The sequence below is a fragment of the Winogradskyella sp. SYSU M77433 genome, from assembly GCF_029911945.1.
In the GTDB taxonomy this organism is placed as follows: domain Bacteria; phylum Bacteroidota; class Bacteroidia; order Flavobacteriales; family Flavobacteriaceae; genus Winogradskyella.
This window is the reverse complement of the sequence record NZ_JARYTG010000001.1, coordinates 497,470-515,008: the sequence shown is the minus strand read 5'-3', so window position 1 is coordinate 515,008 and position 17,539 is coordinate 497,470. Positions and strand designations below refer to the sequence as shown.

Sequence of the window (17,539 nt, the reverse complement as noted above, 5' to 3'; positions counted from 1 at the left end):
GTACTTCGTGGCAGGCTGCATGTTTGTATTTGCGCTTGCTGTGGTGTTCAAGCTGATTAGTATTCAGTTTATTCAAGGTGATGAATATAGAGCGCTTGCAGAAAAGCGTACGTTGCGAGATTTCGAAATACCTGCCAATAGGGGTAATGTCTATTCTGCTGATGGTAGTTTGTTGGCAACGTCTATTCCTAAATATGATATACGTATTGATGCGATTCAGCCTAAAGATGTAGTTTTTGAAAAATATATAAATGCACTTGCAGATTCGCTTAGTGTGTATAAAGGAAAGCCAGCTTCGTATTACAAAAACATTATTAGAAGAGCGAGAAATAACAAAAATAGATATTTCTTACTCGCAAGAAACATCAGCTATTCAGATTATATAAGAATGCGAAACTTTCCGCTTTTAGAGCTTGGTGCAATTCAAGGAGGTTTAATAGTTGAGCAAACTACACGACGTGAACATCCGATGGGTGAAATTGCTGCACGTTCCATTGGTTATGAGCGTATAGATGAAAATAATTATGCAACAAGAGTTGGGTTAGACGGTGCTTTTGGTGAAAAATATTTAAGAGGTGTAAATGGTAAACGAACTAAACAAAAGATAGGTAATGGCAATTGGAAACCAATTTACGATTTTGATAAAGTAGAGCCAAAAGATGGTTATGATGTTTATACAACTTTAGATGTCAATATTCAAGATATAGCGCATCACGCATTGTTGGCACAATTAGAAAAATACAAAGCAGATCATGGGTGTGTGGTGGTTATGGAAGTTGAAACAGGAGAAATAAAAGCCATTTCTAATTTAGGAAGAAATACTAACGGACATTATTACGAACGATTGAATTATGCTGTAGGAGAAAGTCATGAGCCTGGTTCTACGTTTAAGTTAATGGCTGTAACTGCAGCTTTAGAGGATAGGGTTATAGATACTAGTGATGTTGTTGATACGGAAAAGGGGATTCTGACTTTTTATGGTAAAAAAGTTAGAGATTCAAAACATGGTGGTTATGGCAAGATTTCAGTTTCTGAAGCTTTTGAGGTTTCTTCAAATACAGGAATAGTAAAAGCTATTGATAATGCATACAGAAATAAGCCAAGCAAATTTGTGGATAGATTGTATGCTATGAATCTTAACGATAGTCTTGATCTTCCAATAATTGGTGAGCCAAGTCCTATAATTCCAGATCCAAGAGTAAAAAACGGTAGATGGAGTGGTATTGCGCTACAGTGGATGGCTTATGGTTATGGTGTGTCTTTTACTCCGCTTCAAACACTAACTTTTTATAATGCCATTGCAAACAATGGTGAAATGGTAAAGCCTAGGTTTTTAAGAGAGGTTAAGGAGTATGATAGAGTGGTTGAGCCATTTGAGAAGAAAGTAATCAATCCTAGAATTTGTTCAGAAGAAACTGTGAAGAAAGTAAAGCAGTTGTTGGAGAATGTGGTAGAAAAGGAGCATGGAACAGGGCATAGATTGTATTCTGAAAATTTCTCCATGGCAGGTAAAACAGGAACATGTCAAAAGGATTATAGAAATAGGGATAAATTAAACTATATCTCATCTTTTGCAGGTTTTTTTCCAGCGGATAACCCTAAATATTCATGTATTGTGGTAATTCATGAACCTGATAAAAGTGTTGGTTATTATGGTGCGGACGTTTCTGGTCCTGTGTTTAAAAGAATTGCTCAAAAGATTTATACAGATACTCCTATAGTAGATGAAATCAAAAACCTTGATTATAAGAGTAATCTAGTGAAGAATGATTTTGAAGGTTATTATGAAAATTCCAGAAAATATAGAGAGTTAATGCCAAACGTAGTTGGTATGCCTGCTATGGACGCATTGGCTTTGTTGGAAAATCTGCCTGTAGGTATTAAGGTGAAAATTACCGGAAGTGGAGTGGTGAGAAAGCAATCCGTAGACAAGCATCAAAAATTACAAGCTAACCAAACAATAGTTTTAGAAGCATCATGATGGTATTGAAAGACATATTGTATAAGGTTAATATTAATGCTGTTGTTGGTAGCACAGGCATTACCGTGCAAAAGATTGAGTTTGATTCACGTCAAATTCAAACTAATGATGTTTTTGTGGCAATTACTGGGACATTAACAGATGGGCATAAATACATTGAGAAAGCTATAGCAGATGGTGCGACAGCTATCGTGTGTGAGGTTTTGCCAGAAAATCTTCAAAACGGAATTACTTATATCGAAGTTGAAAATTCAAATCAGGCTTTGGCTTTTATGGCTGCCAATTATTTTGAGCATCCATCCGAAAACTTAAAACTTGTTGGTGTAACAGGTACTAATGGAAAAACTACGGTATCTAGTTTGTTGTATCAACTCTTTAAAAAAGCGGGTTACAAGGTTGGTTTATTGTCAACGGTTAAAATCATGGTAGCTGATGAAACTTATAAAGCGACACATACTACTCCAGATTCATTAACGATAAATAAATATTTAAAGATGATGAATGAGGCAGGTGTAGAATATTGCTTTATGGAGGTGAGCTCTCATGGTATACATCAAAGTAGAACTGAAGGATTGCAGTTTGCTGGAGGAATTTTCACAAATCTATCTCATGATCATCTCGATTATCATAAAACCTTTGCTGAGTATAGGGATGTTAAAAAACGATTTTTCGATCAGTTGCCTAAAGAAGCCTTTGCATTATCTAACATGGATGATAAAAATGGTTTGATAATGCTTCAAAATACAAAAGCTAAAAAATACACTTACGCTTTAAAGAATTACGCTGATTACAGAGCGCAGATTTTAGAAAATGAATTTAGTGGCTTATTACTGAAGGTGAATGAGAGTGAATTGTGGACACGATTAATAGGTGATTTTAATGCTTATAATATTCTAGCAATTTATGGTGCTGCTGAACTTTTAGGTTTAGGAAAAGATGAAATTTTGAGATTGATAAGTGAGCTGGAAAATGTTTCGGGACGTTTTCAGTATTTCATTTCAGATGAGAAAATCACAGCGATTGTAGATTATGCGCATACACCAGATGCATTGAAAAATGTACTGGAAACAATAAATAGTATTCGTACTAAAAATGAAGAATTAATTACGGTTGTTGGCTGTGGTGGAGATAGAGATAAGACCAAGCGACCTAAAATGGCGCACATCGCTTCGGCTTTAAGTACAAAAGTGATTTTTACTAGCGATAATCCACGTAGCGAAGTTCCTGAAGCCATTATTGAAGATATGGAGAAAGGAGTTGAACCTCAAAATTTCAAAAAGACATTATCAATCACAGATAGAAGACAAGCGATAAAAACGGCATGTCAAATGGCGGAAGCAAATGATATTATTCTTATCGCGGGAAAAGGACATGAAACCTATCAAGAAATTAAAGGAGAGCGATTCGATTTTGATGATTTTAAAATAGTGCAAGATTATTTAAAGAAGCTTAACAAGTAAGACAATAACAAAAAAATAAACGACAGTAAGCAATGAGACTACAACGGTCACTGAGCTTGTCGAAGTGAAACAATTACAAAAGTAAGATGCTGTATTACCTATTTGAATATTTAGAACAACAATTTCAGATACCTGGAGCTTCGCTTTTTGGGTTTATAACCTTTAGAGCAGCTATGGCTATAATATTGTCGCTTTTGATTTCGACAATTTATGGGAAACGCATCATAAAGTTTTTACAAAAACAACAGGTTGGTGAAACTATTCGTGATTTAGGTTTAGAAGGGCAAGTTGAGAAGGCAGGTACGCCAACTATGGGTGGAATCATCATAATTCTAGCAACCATAATTCCTGTGTTGTTATTGGCAAAACTTGAAAATATATACATCATTCTTTTGCTGGTTACCACAGTTTGGATGGGAACTATTGGGTTCATTGATGATTACATTAAGAAATTCAAAAATGATAAAGAAGGTCTAAAAGGTAAATTCAAAGTTTTAGGCCAAGTAGGATTGGGAATCATCGTAGGTGCTACACTATTTTTTAGTGATGATGTTACTATAAAGGAAAAATTACCAGTAGAGCAGCAACAGGTCTTGTTAGCACAAGATCCAGACATTGCTCCAGCAAAATTATTTGATGCTGAGGAAAAGTCAACAAAAACCACAATTCCGTTTGTGAAAGGAAATGAGTTTGATTATTCAAACTTAATCACATGGATCAGTCCTGATTTAGAAAAATATGCATGGGTCATTTTTATTCTGGTGAGTATTTTCATTATTACGGCTGTTTCTAATGGTGCAAATCTTACCGATGGTATTGATGGGTTAGCAGCAGGTACATCAGCCATAATTGTACTGACATTAGGAATTTTTGCATGGGTTTCAGGTAATATCATTTTCTCGGAATATCTCAACATTATGTACATACCAAGGGTTGAGGAAATCACTATTTACATTGCGGCATTCGTAGGAGCTTTAATAGGGTTCTTGTGGTATAATACATATCCAGCACAAGTGTTTATGGGTGATACAGGAAGCTTGACAATTGGTGGAATTATAGCGGTAATTGCTATTGCGGTAAGAAAAGAATGGTTAATCCCTGTACTGTGTGGTATTTTCTTAGCGGAAAATTTATCTGTGGTAATGCAGGTGAGTTATTTCAAATACACAAGAAAAAAATATGGTGAAGGGAGGCGCATTTTTAAGATGTCTCCATTGCACCACCATTATCAGAAATCAGGATATCATGAAAGTAAAATTGTAACTCGATTTTGGATTATCGGAATCTTGCTGGCAATTATATCCATCGTTACATTGAAAATTAGATAATGAAACGGTTGGTAATTCTTGGTGGAGGTGAAAGCGGAGTAGGAACGGCGCTTTTAGGAAAAGCAAAAGGCTATGAAGTTTTTGTTTCTGATAAAGGAAAAATTAAAGAAAAGTACAAAGACGTTCTTTTAAATAATGAGATTGAATTTGAAGATGAACAGCATACAGAATTAAAAATTCTGAATGCAAACATCGTAATGAAAAGTCCTGGGATACCAGATAAAGTGGCTTTGGTGAAACAAATTCGTGAAGTAGGAATTCCCGTTGTTTCAGAAATTGAATTTGCATCAAAATTCACAGAAGCAACTTTAATCGGTATAACGGGAAGTAACGGTAAAACTACTACCGCAACACTTACGCATCATTTGCTGAAGCAAGAATTGGATGTGGGTTTGGCTGGTAACATTGGTGACAGTTTCGCAAAACAGATTTTAGAGAAAAATCACGAAAACTATGTGTTGGAGATTAGTAGTTTTCAGCTCGATGATATCGTGGATTTCAAACCAAAAATTGCGGTTTTAACCAATATTACGCCAGATCATCTAGATCGCTACGATTACAAGTTTGAAAATTATATCGCTTCAAAATTTAGAATTGTAGAAAATCAAACTGAAGAAGATTTTTTCATTTATGATGCTGATGATGAGGTTATCAATGAGTGGTTGCAAAACAACCCAATTCAATCTCGAAAACTGCCTTTTTCACTGACTAAAGTCATTGAGGAAGGTGCATATTTAGACAATAATAAAATAATAATAACAATAGATAATAACCAAATAATTATGCCGACAGAAAATTTAGCTTTGGAAGGAAAGCACAACGTAAAAAATGCAATGGCAGCATCAACTGTGGCGCATTTACTTAAAATAAGAAAACAAACCATAAGAGAGAGTTTAGAGAATTTTCAGGGTGTTGAGCATCGTTTGGAGCATGTGCTTAAGATCAATAAAGTGCAGTACATCAATGATTCTAAGGCAACTAATGTTAATGCAACGTATTTCGCTTTGGAAAGTATGGATGCGCCAACAGTTTGGATTGTTGGAGGTGTCGATAAAGGGAATGAATACAAGGAATTATTTCCATTCGTAAATGAAAAAGTAAAGGCGATTATCTGTTTGGGTGTAGATAATGCAAAACTAATTGAAGCCTTCGGAAATATGGTTGATGTTATTGTTGAAACCCAATACATGAGCGAAGCTGTAAAAATAGCATATAAAGTGGCTGAAGCAGGTGATAATGTATTGTTGTCACCAGCGTGTGCGAGTTTTGATTTATTTGAAAACTATGAAGATCGTGGTCGTCAATTTAAAAATGCTGTAAGAAACCTTTAACTATGAATTTGGTAAATAAATATTTTATTTCAGAGGTCTTAGTTTCTGCAAGCTTTTATGATATAGACGAATGTGAAGATGTTCTTGGGGATGTAAATACGGAAGATGAGCGAGAGGTTAAAAGTTTAATAAAATATTTAATATTAATACCGTTCTATTATAATTATAAAAAAGATCAATTTCAACGAATTTTTAAAAATTCACTGTCGTATTTTTTGACAACCAATGAGGTTGATTTTAAAGAGGTTTTTGAGCGTTCTATGCCTTCATTTGAACTAACAAAAGATTCTAAGATATTTTTTGTTTGGTTATGGGAAGTGTTTTATGGTAAAGAAAGTTATGTGATAAATAATTTAAATCAATACAAGGTTAATAACGATATAGAGTTACTGTATGAAATACTACCTTATAGAAGAGCTGAAATTTAGTAAGGTGCTTCCTAGGGCTATTGATTGTGGATAATAGATGATATGAATAATATTTTTAAGCAAATAAAAGGAGATAAGGCGATTTGGGCAATAGTAACGCTATTGGCCATATTTTCGTTTTTACCTGTATACAGTGCGGCGAGTAATTTGGCTTATGTTGGAGGTATGGGTAATACATTTTCTTTTTTCTTAAAGCATTTTATGCATTTAGCGCTTGGTTTTGCTATTATGTTTGGAGTGCACAAAGTGCCTTATAAGTATTTCAGAGGCCTATCGATGATTATGATTCCGATAGTGTTCGTGCTGTTGATTATTACTATGCTTCAAGGTACTACTATTGATGGTGCTAACGCGAGCCGTTGGATTCAGATTCCTATTGTTAATATGTCTTTTCAGACATCAACATTAGCCGCTGTAGTTTTGATGGTTTATGTGGCTAGATATTTGTCGAAGATAAAAGATAAAGAAGTTAGTTTTAAAGAAACGTTGTTACCGCTTTGGGGACCAGTATTTTTGATTTTGATATTGATTCTTCCAGCTAACTTTTCCACAACAGCAATCATATTTACTATGGTGATGATGTTAGCTTTTATTGGTGGTTATCCAGTAAAATATCTTTTGATTATTATAGGAACAGGGCTGTTAGCGCTGACTATGTTTATTTTGACAGCTAAAGCTTTTCCAGAAGCTATGCCAAACCGTGTGGATACATGGATTAGCCGAATAGAAAATTTTGCTAATGGTGAAGATACTGAAGAAGATTATCAAATTGAAAAAGCCAAAATTGCAATAGCTACAGGAATAACACCCCTAGGTCCAGGAAAAAGCGTACAAAAAAACTTTTTACCACAGTCCTCATCAGATTTTATTTTCGCCATCATTATTGAAGAGTACGGTTTGTTTGGTGGTATCTTTTTGCTAATCATGTATTCGTGGTTATTGTTTAGAATTGTTATTGTGTCTCAAAAATCAGATACCATTTTTGGTAAATTATTAGTGCTTGGAGTTGGTTTGCCAATTGTGTTTCAGGCATTGATTAATATGGCAGTTGCAGTGGAGTTGTTTCCAGTTACAGGACAAACCTTACCGCTTATTAGTAGTGGTGGAACCTCAATTTGGATGACCTGTATGGCCATCGGAATCATATTAAGTGTTAGTGCTAAGCGCGAAGAAATAAAAGAACAAGAATCGGAAGAAAATCCGTTGGATATTTTAAGTGAAGCAATTTAATGAGTCGTTATAAATTCATATTATCAGGAGGAGGAACAGGAGGTCATATTTATCCTGCAGTAGCTATTGCGGATGAATTGAAATCTCGTTATCCAGATGCCGAATTTCTATTTGTTGGTGCTTCAGATCGAATGGAAATGGATAAAGTGCCACAAGCTGGCTATAAAATTGAAGGGCTTTGGATTTCTGGAATTCAACGAAAATTAACGTTAAAAAATCTAGCATTTCCATTTAAGTTAATAAGTAGCATTTTACGTTCTAAAAAAATAATAAAATCCTTTAAGCCAGATGTAGTAATTGGAACAGGTGGATTTGCAAGTGGGCCATTGCTTCATGTGGCGACTTCAAAAAGAATTCCTAGTTTAATACAGGAGCAGAATTCCTATCCAGGTATTACTAATAAACTGTTGGGGAAGAAGGTAAACTCTATTTGTGTAGCATATGAAGGATTGGAGAAATTCTTCCCAAAAGAAAAAATTAAACTAACAGGAAATCCAATTCGTAAAGATTTGTTGGAAGTAAAAGGAAAGCAAATTGAAGGAAAAGATACTTTTAAATTAGTTCATAGTAAACATACTTTATTGGTTTTGGGTGGAAGCTTGGGAGCCAGAAGAATCAATCAGCTTATCGAAGCAAATATTGAAATGTTTGAAGCTAATAATGTTCAGGTGGTTTGGCAATGTGGGAAATTGTATTTCGATCAGTACAAAAAATATAATGAGTTAAATAGTGTTCAGGTACATGCATTTTTGAATAATATGGATATGGCTTATGCAGCAGCAGATGTTATCATTTCAAGAGCAGGAGCTATTTCTGTGTCGGAATTGTGTATTGTTGGAAAGCCAACGATTTTTATTCCATCTCCAAATGTAGCAGAAGATCATCAAACCAAAAATGCAAAGGCTGTAGCGGATAAAAATGCAGCGGTATTGATAAGAGAAAAAGATCTAGATACTGATTTTGAATCTGAATTTGTCGAATTGATTTCTAATGAAGAAAAGAGAAAATTTTTAAGGCAAAATATAGAAAAGTTAGCGTTGGTAAATGCTACAAATGATATTGTTGATGAAGTTGAAAAACTATTGAAAAATAGATGAATTTAAAAGCTGTAAATAACGTTTTTTTTATTGGAATTGGAGGCATTGGAATGTCTGCCTTGGCACGTTATTTTGTGGCTAATGGTAAGCATGTTTCAGGATATGATAAAGTACCGACAGATATTACAAGAGCACTTGAGGAATTGGGTATAACTGTTCATTTTGAAGATGATGTAAAACATGTCGACTCAAGGTTTTTGAATCAAGATGAAACTCTGATTGTTTACACACCAGCGATACCAAAATCCCATACCGAATTAAACTATTTCATCGACAATAACTTTAAGGTTTTAAAACGTTCGGCTATTTTAGGTGAAATAACAAAACAAACCACTTGTTTGGCTGTGGCTGGTACACATGGAAAAACTACCACAACAAGCATTTTAGGACATTTGTTGAATAGTTGTGACGCTCCGGTTACGGCATTTTTAGGTGGAATTAGTGAAAATTATAATTCAAATCTGATTATAAACGGAACAGAAGTTACCGTGGTAGAAGCGGACGAATTCGATCGCTCTTTTTTAACTCTTTCGCCAAATTTAGCGTGCATCACATCAATGGATGCAGACCATTTGGATATTTATGGAGATGCTTCTGAGCTGATAAAATCATTTAAAGATTTTACTGAAAGAATAAAACCTAATGGTAAATTATTTGTAAAAAATGGTCTACCACTAAAAGGTATAACCTATGGTATAGAAGATGATTCCGATTATAGTGCTAAAAATGTAAGGATTGAAAATGGATCATACATTTTCGATATTAAAACACCGAATGGTACTTATAGAAATCTAGAGTTTAATCTACCAGGTAGACATAATTTGTCTAACGCCATAATTGCCTTGGCGATGGCTTTAGAATATGGCTGTTCTCATGAGCAGTTGGCTAAAGGCTTGGCATCTTACAAAGGTGTAAAGCGTCGATTTAGCTATCAAATAAAAACAGATGAATTTGTTTTTATAGATGATTATGCGCATCATCCAGAAGAAATTAATGCCGTGCATCAAGCAGTTAGAGAGATGTATCCAGATAAAAAAGTATTGGCAGTTTTTCAGCCGCATTTGTTCAGTAGAACAAGAGATTTTGTAGATGGTTTTGCAGAAAGTCTTTCAAAATTCGATGAAATTATCCTGTTAGATATTTATCCAGCAAGAGAATTGCCTATCGAAGGTGTGACGTCGGAATGGTTGTTGAATAAAATTAAAAACGATAACAAAAAGTTAATTCAAAAATCAGAATTAATTAATGAAATAAAAAAATCTGATACCAATATTGTAATGACGATTGGTGCTGGAGATATTGGAGAAGAAGTAAAACATATAAAAGAAGCTTTTAGTGTTGCGAATTAATTATAACTACATAAAAATCATTGTTTTGCTGATTTTGGTTGGTGGATTGTTCGCGTTTTCTAATAAAAGAAACGATGCACGGAAAGTTGTTAAATCAAACATTAAGTTTTTAGGCGATAATAAACTCTTTATCACGGATGCTACTGTTAGTAAATTGTTAATACAAAATCAACGACCAGTTACGGAGCAACCTAAAGAAATTATAGATTTGAACGAATTAGAAACTGCCCTAAATTCTAATCCAATGATAAAGAAAGCTGAGGTGTTTATGTCAGTAAACGGTGAGCTTTCAGCCGAAATAGAACAAAAAAGACCTATCGCAAGGGTCAATACTAATGCTTCATATTATATAGATGATGAAGGTTCTTACATGCCTTTATCCTCTAATTATACAGCAAGAGTGCCACTTGTAACAGGTAATGTTATGAAAAATAATCTCGAAACGGTTTTTCAATTTGCTAAAGCTGTAGATGAAGATGAGTTTTTAAAAAAATATATCATTGAGATTCGTCAAAACGACGATAAAACCATTGATTTTAAAATACGTAAAAGTGATTTTTTGGTTCATGTAGGAACTCTAAAAAATCTACAAAAAAAGATAAACAATTTTAAAGCCTTTTATCAAAAAGCGCTGAAAGATAAAATTTTGGACAATTACAAAGTGATTAATCTAAAGTTTGATAAACAAGTTATTTGCACCAAAAAGTAAACTATGGAAAAGCATAATATTTCGGTTGGTTTAGATATAGGAACTACAAAGATTGTGGCCATGATTGGTCGCAAAAACGAGTATGGTAAGGTTGAGATTTTAGGTGTAGGTAAATCCAAAAGCTTGGGTGTGCATCGTGGTGTGGTAAACAATATTACTCAAACCATTCAATCTATTCAGCAAGCGGTACAAGAGGCTGAAGCGGCAGCTTCAGAAAAAATTGAAGATGTCACAGTTGGTATTGCAGGTCAGCATATTCGCAGTTTGCAACATAGCGACTATATCACGCGCGCAAATTCTGAGTTGGTTATTGACGAAACTGATATTGATCGTTTAATCAATCAAGTTCATAAATTGGTGATGCTTCCAGGTGAAGAAATCATCCATGTGTTGCCACAAGAATTTAAGGTTGATGGACAAGCAGAAATAAAAGAGCCAATCGGAATGTATGGTGGACGTTTAGAAGCCAATTTCCATGTGGTTGTAGGTCAGGTGTCATCAATTCGAAATATTGGACGTTGTGTCAAAAGTTCTGGTTTAGAGCTAGAAGGCATCACTTTAGAGCCTTTAGCATCGGCAAATGCAGTATTGAGTCAGGAAGAGAAAGAAGCTGGTGTTGCATTAATTGATATAGGTGGTGGTACAACAGATTTAGCGGTGTTCAAAGATGGTATTATTCGCCATACAGCGGTAATTCCTTTTGGTGGTAATGTTATCACTGAAGATATTAAAGAAGGTTGTTCTATCATTGAAAAGCAAGCTGAATTACTGAAGATAAAATTTGGCTCTGCTTGGCCAGGTGAAAATAAAGACAATGAGATTGTTTCAATTCCAGGGTTACGTGGAAGAGAGCCAAAAGAAATAACACTGAAAAATTTATCTAAAATTATTCATGCTAGAGTCGTGGAAATTATAGAGCAAGTTTACGTAGAGATTAAAAACTACGGACACGAAGAGCAAAAGAAAAAATTGATAGCTGGTATTGTTTTAACAGGTGGTGGAAGCCAATTAAAACACCTTAAGCAATTAGTAGAATATATCACAGGAATGGATACCAGAATAGGGTATCCTAATGAGCATTTGGCTGGTGATAGTGATGAGGATATTGCAAGCCCGCTTTTTGCTACAGCAGTAGGTTTAGTTATGGATGGCCTTAAGCGCCAAGATCGTAAGAAAGCTGAAGAAATTGAAGAAATAGAAATTGAAAATGCTGCTGAAGAAACAACAGAGCCAGAAGCAGAACAAATAATTGAAGAACCTAAAAAAGAACGACGTTCATTTTTAGATAAATTGACAGAGCGTGTCAAAGAATTTTTAGACAACGCAGAATAATAAAATAGAAATTAATTAAGACAAATAAAATCCCATAATCACAGATAGTATGAGTAGTAGTAACGAATTTGGAAATATTTCATTTGACTTGCCAAAAAACCAATCTAACGTCATCAAAGTTATTGGTGTCGGTGGAGGTGGTAGTAATGCCATCAATCACATGTTTTTGCAAGGTATCAAAGGAGTGGATTTTGTAATCTGTAATACAGATGCGCAAGCACTTCAAAACAGTGGTGTTCCAAACAAAATTCAACTAGGAGTCAACTTAACCGAAGGATTAGGTGCAGGTGCTAACCCAGATGTTGGTGAACAAGCTGCTGTTGAGAGTTTAGAAGATATTCGCAGAATGTTAGATACCAATACCAAAATGGTATTTATTACTGCCGGAATGGGTGGTGGTACAGGAACAGGTGCTGCACCAGTCATTGCTAAGATGTCTAAGGAATTAGATGTTCTTACCGTTGGTATCGTCACAATGCCTTTTCAGTTTGAAGGTAAAATGCGAAACGAACAAGCTCAACGTGGTATAGAAAACTTACGTCAGCATGTAGATTCTTTAATCGTTATTAATAATAATAAACTTCGTGAAGTTTATGGTAACCTTGGTTTTAAAGCTGGTTTCTCAAAAGCAGACGAAGTTTTAGCTACAGCTTCTAGAGGTATAGCCGAGGTTATTACACATCACTATACACAAAACATCGATTTACGTGATGCTAAAACTGTTTTAAGTAATAGTGGAACTGCCATTATGGGATCGGCAGTTGCTTCTGGTCAAACTAGAGCGCAAGAAGCTATTATGAAAGCTTTAGATTCACCATTATTAAACGATAATAAAATTACTGGAGCTAAAAATGTATTGTTGTTAATCGTTTCTGGTTCTCAGGAAATCACTATTGATGAGATAGGTGAAATCAACGATCATATTCAAAATGAAGCTGGTCATGGTGCTAACATTATTATGGGTGTTGGTGAAGACGAATCTTTACAAGAATCTATTTCTGTTACCATTATAGCAACGGGTTTTAATCTAGATCAGCAAAATGAAATTTCAAATACTGAAGCAAAAAAAGTAATCCATGCTTTAGGTGAATCTTCGGATGAGGATATCAGCACAAAAGATAAAGAGCCAGCGATTATCACTCCAGATATTGTTTTGGAAGATGAGAATAAAAATCCAGTAGTGCGTCATACATTACTAGATGAAGAAGATACTAATGAGACAATAGCTTCAAGTAAAAACGATAATGATTCAGACATCATTCCTACAACAGATTTCATTAAAAATATGAGTGTTGTATATGATGAAGTTATAGATGCTAAGCCACTTGTAGACGATTCAGAAGATTTTATTATTACACCAATCGTAAATAAGGCTGAAGAGATAGAAATAGAGCCAGAAGAGCAAATCACATTGACTTTCGATTTGCCTTTAACCAATCAGACTATTGAAGAAGTTGAAGCGCCAGAATCTAAAGAAGAAAAGATGTTCTTTAGCTTAGACGAAGATATTAATGATATAGATGTTAATGAGCCTGTAGAAATTATTTCTGTAACGCAAGTGAATGAGCAAGGCGAAAAACGCTATACTTTAGATGAATTTGAAACCTTTGAATCGTCTTTAAACACTAAAGCTGAAAAAACAGAAGTTAAGGAAGAAGTTGTTTTTGAAAAGAAAGTATTACCAAAAGATGATACTGAAGTGATGAAGGAAGGTGAGATAGATCCTTTAAACTCTCCAATTTCAGAATTATTAATAGCTCGTGCAGATGAGCGCAGAAGAAAAATGAAAGATTTCAACTATAAGTTTAACAACGCTAAAATAGATGAAATTGAAAAGGAACCTGCTTACAAAAGACAAGGTGTAAACTTGGAGGATGCTCAACATTCCTCAGAAACTAACTCTTCTAGAATGTCTGTCAATACTGATGAAAATGACGATATTCAATTAAGAAGTAACAATTCATTTTTACACGACAACGTAGATTAATAGCAAGTTTAAGTTAAGTGTTAAAACACCAGTCAAAGCCCAAAAAGTCCCTCCAACTATTTGGGCTTTTTGTTTATGGTATTTTGAGTTTACAGGCTAGATTTCTAGCTTAAAACAGTGAAACTTTTAGTATCTTCGCACTTCTATTAAAATAACAAACTATGAGTTTACAAGATGATGTTATGAGCGCTATGAAAGTAGCCATGAAAGAAAAAAATCAAACAGCTTTAGCGGCATTAAGGGCTGTAAAATCTGAAATATTATTAGCTAAAACAGCTTCAGATGGTGGAGATGAGCTTACCGAAGAACAAGAGATAAAGATTTTGTCTAAAATGGTAAAGCAACGTAAAGATAGTGCAGCCATATTTTTAGAGCAAAAACGTGAAGATTTAGCGCAACCAGAATTAGACCAAGCTGAAGTTATAAGCCAGTTTTTACCAGAGGCGTTGAGTGAAGAGGAAATAGAAAAAGTTGTGGTAATGACTATAGACCAAGTTGGTGCAGAAGGTATGAAGGATATGGGTAAAGTAATGGGCATTGTAAGCCAAGAATTAGCTGGGCAAGCTGATGGAAAAACAATATCTTCTATAGTTAAGGCAAAATTAATGTCTTAATTAAAGTGATAAATTCCTGCTTTTTCAGGAAGTAAAGGCTGCGTAGTTCAACTGGATAGAATATCAGATTTCGGCTCTGAGGGTTGGGGGTTCGAATCCCTCCGCGGTCACAAATACATAATTATTTAAGCCACTAAGACTTGTTTTGAGATGAGTTTTGGTGGTTTTTTTGTGAGTAGTTTTATAAAATATTATTTCAGAATTTTTAATCAATATATCCCTCAAATTTCACTTGTTTTAACTCTTCATTACTAAAATAAAATTCAAAAAGTGATGTCTGTTCTAAGTTCCCAAATTTTATTGTGTCAGATTTTAATCTAGTTGCTAGGGTTTTTTCCAATTGGTGTTTTTTCATTCCGACTTTTACATAGTTCCATATTGGTAATTCCGAATTTTTTATGTCTGCTGTCCAAACAGCATAAAATCCGGTCGTTGAATAAACTACTATTTTTGATTTGTCAAAAGTTAAAGTTCTTATAGTGTCTATTTGAGTATTATCGTGGTCATTTTCAATTAATTCCGTTTTAACTACGAAATTGCTGTATTCTTTTGTCAATGATTTTAATTCAGATTCCCAGAGATGAATTATACTATCGTTTTCTATGAATTGAGGGCTTTCTTTTTCTTCAAATTCACTAGATTCTACAATAATTTCCTGAATAATAGGTTCATTTTTTTTTAGTTGGGTGCGTTCTTTCTTTTCTGCTTGATAGCAAGAAGTAATCAAGATAAAAAATCCAATTAAAAAAGTTAAATGTTTTTTTTCATATTTTAGTTAACAGTTTGTTTACGCATTATATGAGTTGTTACCTTCAGAATTTAACTCAATTTAATACCAATAATAGATAAAGCATAGAACAATTATTAGTCCGATTATATTTAGGATCCATTTGTTTTTTATGAATTTGTACAATATGAAATCAATTATAATTCCGAATAGTCCAGAAAGACCAATAAAAATTAGAGCCATAATTCCGTAATTAAGGTCATCCGTTACAGGATTAGAGTTCAATAACTCATATATAGTAATCGATATACAGGTCAGAAGTAGTAAAATAGAAAAGCTCAATAATATTGTAATTCGTTTTATAAATGACACTTTATTCATATTGAGGCTAACGGTCTAGTATAACCGTTCGTTAGGGATTAAAATTTAATATTTTTTCGGTAAAGTACAGACGTTAACTATTACTAGTGTATTAGAGAGCTTCGTATCTAACGTAATCTAAGGTAAGTCGAATCCGCTATAGTTACATATTGCTATACTTTTTTTATTTGTTTTCATTACTTTTTTCATTCAAATATTCTTGATAGATATCGTGAGAGGAAACTTCTTGATATTCAATTTTATATCCGCAAACATTTTTGTACGCTTTAATTTAGGTTGAATTCCGTTAGATTTTAGATGAGATATTATTATTGTTTTATCTTCGACTTTCACTTTCATCAATCCGTGCTGAGACTCAAAAATTGTAATAAAATAATCATCACATTTAACTTCGATAAAATCGGAACTTGTGTTTGATAAATAACTATAAAAAAACCAATTCAGTTCAATTTCAGAGTTCTTGAATTCGTATCTAATCAGTTTTTTGTTGGAACAAGAAATGAGAAAAATTGTAAATATTAAGAGAGTGATTTTTCTAATTGTCATTAGTTTCTCAAATGATATGTAACGGTTTGGCTATGGTTTCATTACGTAAAAATCCGCTAGGATTTTCTGCCGTAAACCGAAGATAGCAAATTTGCGAGGACTTTCCGAGAGGAAAGTCAGAAGCAATGAACTATAGCCGTTGTTATGTGCTGTACTTTTTGTGAACATATATTACAACATTTTCAATTTCACTTTCGTCCATTGTAGTAATCCGTAAAATGTTGTCAGATTCATCTCGTTCGTAAATTCTAACTTTCCATCTTTTAGTTCCATCTGACCTAAACGAGAAAGCTCCTTCTCTTGTCAGATAATTATTTTGATTATATTCTTTTTCAGTTAACAAGGATTTTTCGTTTCCTACTATTCTGTAGATTTTTGTTGCGTTGCCTCTGGAATCATATTCGTATTCAAAATTCCGATTCTTATTTTTTTGTGCTTCTCTTTTCTTATCAGATAAGTCAAATTTTTGTTCAATCCGTTTTAATTCTGTTTGGGTTGAGTCAACTGAAATCTTGATTCTAATTGTGTCATTTGGATATTCAAATTTTGAATGAGAATCCAATTTTCCATCAAGAGTATAGCTTTTTGTATCTATTGTTCGACCATTTCTGTCATAAAGGTTTGACTGGAACAAAATCGCATTAGTTGATTTCGATTTATCTAGCATATAGATGTCAGTTTGCTTGATTCCATTCTGTTTTTTCAGGTCAGCGTCTTTTCTGTAAACACTTTGTCCAATTGAAATCAGTGTTGTCATTAGAAAAACAGGGACTAAAATTTTTTTCATAAGTTCTTTTCAGTATTGCACATAACTATTGAATATACACATTAACTATATCCAACTTATGTTAATATTAGCTAATCTAATGATTTTTAGAGAAAAAGGTAATGTAATTCAAGACTAATATCAATTAAAAAACGCTCTAAACTCAGAAGGTGAGTGGTTGGTTTTGTCTTTAAAAAGTTTACTAAACTATTGTGAGTGCACAAAACTTAATATTATGTTATTTAGCTTAAGGTAATCTTGGTTGTATAGGTT

General features: G+C 33.9%; 14 protein-coding genes and 1 tRNA gene. 13 read left to right on the top strand and 2 right to left on the bottom strand.

All coding sequences use genetic code 11. The features are described 5' to 3' along the window. Nucleotides 1–19 precede the first annotated feature (19 nt). From QGM60_RS02245 to QGM60_RS02185, 13 genes are all read left to right on the top strand, one after another. Entirely contained in the window at nucleotides 20–1,981 is a 1,962-nt protein-coding gene (locus tag QGM60_RS02245) for a penicillin-binding protein (protein WP_281138796.1), read from the top strand. Further along, the gene (locus QGM60_RS02240) at nucleotides 1,978–3,441 is read left to right on the top strand and encodes a UDP-N-acetylmuramoyl-L-alanyl-D-glutamate--2,6-diaminopimelate ligase (protein ID WP_281138603.1); all 1,464 of its coding nucleotides are present in this window, start codon (nucleotides 1,978–1,980) and stop codon (nucleotides 3,439–3,441) included. Before QGM60_RS02245 ends, QGM60_RS02240 begins: the two co-directional genes overlap by 4 nt. Before the next feature lie 86 nt (nucleotides 3,442–3,527). After that, on the top strand, nucleotides 3,528–4,769 hold the full coding sequence (gene mraY, locus QGM60_RS02235; protein ID WP_281138602.1) for a phospho-N-acetylmuramoyl-pentapeptide-transferase: 1,242 nt from the start codon (nucleotides 3,528–3,530) through the stop codon (nucleotides 4,767–4,769). Then, on the top strand, nucleotides 4,769–6,100 hold the full coding sequence (murD, locus tag QGM60_RS02230) for a UDP-N-acetylmuramoyl-L-alanine--D-glutamate ligase (protein ID WP_281138601.1): 1,332 nt from the start codon (nucleotides 4,769–4,771) through the stop codon (nucleotides 6,098–6,100). The genes mraY and murD overlap by 1 nt, the downstream gene beginning before the upstream one ends. A gap of 2 nt (nucleotides 6,101–6,102) precedes the next feature. Continuing rightward, nucleotides 6,103–6,528 (top strand): hypothetical protein, encoded by a 426-nt coding sequence (locus tag QGM60_RS02225; protein ID WP_281138600.1) that lies wholly within the window; start codon nucleotides 6,103–6,105, stop codon nucleotides 6,526–6,528. Between the two features lie 42 nt (nucleotides 6,529–6,570). Next, nucleotides 6,571–7,758 (top strand): FtsW/RodA/SpoVE family cell cycle protein, encoded by a 1,188-nt coding sequence (locus QGM60_RS02220; RefSeq protein WP_281138599.1) that lies wholly within the window; start codon nucleotides 6,571–6,573, stop codon nucleotides 7,756–7,758. Further along, complete coding sequence (gene murG / locus QGM60_RS02215; RefSeq protein WP_281138598.1) at nucleotides 7,758–8,855, top strand: undecaprenyldiphospho-muramoylpentapeptide beta-N-acetylglucosaminyltransferase; 1,098 nt, start codon at nucleotides 7,758–7,760, stop codon at nucleotides 8,853–8,855. Before QGM60_RS02220 ends, murG begins: the two co-directional genes overlap by 1 nt. Then, on the top strand, nucleotides 8,852–10,204 hold the full coding sequence (gene murC / locus QGM60_RS02210) for a UDP-N-acetylmuramate--L-alanine ligase (protein WP_281138597.1): 1,353 nt from the start codon (nucleotides 8,852–8,854) through the stop codon (nucleotides 10,202–10,204). Before murG ends, murC begins: the two co-directional genes overlap by 4 nt. Beyond that, entirely contained in the window at nucleotides 10,194–10,913 is a 720-nt protein-coding gene (locus tag QGM60_RS02205; RefSeq protein WP_281138596.1) for a cell division protein FtsQ/DivIB, read from the top strand. The genes murC and QGM60_RS02205 overlap by 11 nt, the downstream gene beginning before the upstream one ends. A gap of 3 nt (nucleotides 10,914–10,916) precedes the next feature. Next, nucleotides 10,917–12,245 (top strand): cell division protein FtsA, encoded by a 1,329-nt coding sequence (ftsA, locus tag QGM60_RS02200; protein ID WP_281138595.1) that lies wholly within the window; start codon nucleotides 10,917–10,919, stop codon nucleotides 12,243–12,245. A gap of 49 nt (nucleotides 12,246–12,294) precedes the next feature. Next, nucleotides 12,295–14,232 (top strand): cell division protein FtsZ, encoded by a 1,938-nt coding sequence (ftsZ, locus tag QGM60_RS02195; protein ID WP_281138594.1) that lies wholly within the window; start codon nucleotides 12,295–12,297, stop codon nucleotides 14,230–14,232. Nucleotides 14,233–14,393: 161 nt separating this feature from the next. Beyond that, nucleotides 14,394–14,846: a GatB/YqeY domain-containing protein gene (locus tag QGM60_RS02190; protein WP_281138593.1), complete on the top strand. Its 453-nt coding sequence runs from the start codon at nucleotides 14,394–14,396 to the stop codon at nucleotides 14,844–14,846. Between the two features lie 36 nt (nucleotides 14,847–14,882). Beyond that, nucleotides 14,883–14,956, top strand: a tRNA-Arg gene (locus QGM60_RS02185). 95 nt (nucleotides 14,957–15,051) lie between these two features. Here the strand turns inward: QGM60_RS02185 and QGM60_RS02180 are convergent. Next, nucleotides 15,052–15,573, bottom strand: a complete 522-nt coding sequence (locus QGM60_RS02180) for a hypothetical protein (RefSeq protein WP_281138592.1) — start codon at nucleotides 15,571–15,573, stop codon at nucleotides 15,052–15,054. Between the two features lie 1,069 nt (nucleotides 15,574–16,642). Continuing rightward, nucleotides 16,643–17,287 (bottom strand): hypothetical protein, encoded by a 645-nt coding sequence (locus QGM60_RS02175; protein WP_243472777.1) that lies wholly within the window; start codon nucleotides 17,285–17,287, stop codon nucleotides 16,643–16,645. Nucleotides 17,288–17,539: the final 252 nt, after the last annotated feature.

Bases quoted from the DNA above. Each gene is read 5' to 3' on its own strand.
- QGM60_RS02175 (WP_243472777.1), bottom strand. From the start codon at position 17,287: ATGAAAAAAATTTTAGTCCCTGTTTTTCTAATGACAACACTGATTTCA.
- QGM60_RS02220 (WP_281138599.1), top strand. From the start codon at position 6,571: ATGAATAATATTTTTAAGCAAATAAAAGGAGATAAGGCGATTTGGGCA.
- murG (WP_281138598.1), top strand. From the start codon at position 7,758: ATGAGTCGTTATAAATTCATATTATCAGGAGGAGGAACAGGAGGTCAT.
- mraY (WP_281138602.1), top strand. From the start codon at position 3,528: ATGCTGTATTACCTATTTGAATATTTAGAACAACAATTTCAGATACCT.
- QGM60_RS02245 (WP_281138796.1), top strand. From the start codon at position 20: ATGTTTGTATTTGCGCTTGCTGTGGTGTTCAAGCTGATTAGTATTCAG.
- QGM60_RS02225 (WP_281138600.1), top strand. From the start codon at position 6,103: ATGAATTTGGTAAATAAATATTTTATTTCAGAGGTCTTAGTTTCTGCA.
- ftsA (WP_281138595.1), top strand. From the start codon at position 10,917: ATGGAAAAGCATAATATTTCGGTTGGTTTAGATATAGGAACTACAAAG.
- murC (WP_281138597.1), top strand. From the start codon at position 8,852: ATGAATTTAAAAGCTGTAAATAACGTTTTTTTTATTGGAATTGGAGGC.
- QGM60_RS02240 (WP_281138603.1), top strand. From the start codon at position 1,978: ATGATGGTATTGAAAGACATATTGTATAAGGTTAATATTAATGCTGTT.
- QGM60_RS02190 (WP_281138593.1), top strand. From the start codon at position 14,394: ATGAGTTTACAAGATGATGTTATGAGCGCTATGAAAGTAGCCATGAAA.
- murD (WP_281138601.1), top strand. From the start codon at position 4,769: ATGAAACGGTTGGTAATTCTTGGTGGAGGTGAAAGCGGAGTAGGAACG.
- ftsZ (WP_281138594.1), top strand. From the start codon at position 12,295: ATGAGTAGTAGTAACGAATTTGGAAATATTTCATTTGACTTGCCAAAA.